The 504-nt window shown below is 67.5% G+C and carries 1 pseudogene; it reads right to left on the bottom strand.

Annotated features, from left to right (window positions below):
* A pseudogene (locus tag A6V37_RS42230) lies at window positions 1-267 on the bottom strand (NAD-dependent dihydropyrimidine dehydrogenase subunit PreA); the annotation flags it as partial.
* Window positions 268-504 lie beyond the last annotated feature (237 nt).

The following is a 504-nucleotide window of genomic DNA, read 5'->3' as shown; positions in this document are numbered from 1 at the left end:
GTCTTCGACCAGCGTCAGGATCCACTTCCAGTCGCGCCCGTCGCCCGGCACCATCCGCGAGACGATCATCGCGCGGTCCGGCCAGTCGCGTTTGACCTCAGCGATTTCGCGCATATTGACGTCGAGCGCACCGCCGCTGCTCAACTCGCTCTTGTTCAAGCCCGCGCTGCGCTGGCCGTTCCATTTCCCCCCGCCCTAGCCCGAACTGACGTTCACCACATCCGCGTCTAGCCCCCGTTTCTCCCCCACCCCCCCGCCGCACCCCGCGCGCCGGCCTCCCTTCTGCTCTTCGTCCCTCTGCCACCGCCACTCTCGCACACTCCTGCCTCGCACCTCCAGCCCCTCCCCGCACACCACCCCCCCCGCCGCCCTCCACCGCGATCCCACACTTCCGTTACAGCGTAACCCCTCTTCACGCCGTCCTCCGCCTGTCTCGTCTCCGCCATGCGCCCACCGCCCTCACCATAGTCTCCTCCACTGCCTTACTCGTTCCCTTCTCTCCTT

It is taken from the genome of Paraburkholderia ginsengiterrae (assembly GCF_001645125.1).
Lineage (GTDB): Bacteria > Pseudomonadota > Gammaproteobacteria > Burkholderiales > Burkholderiaceae > Paraburkholderia > Paraburkholderia ginsengiterrae.
The sequence above is the reverse complement of the archived record's forward strand: the minus strand, read 5'-3'. Positions and strand labels throughout refer to the sequence as shown.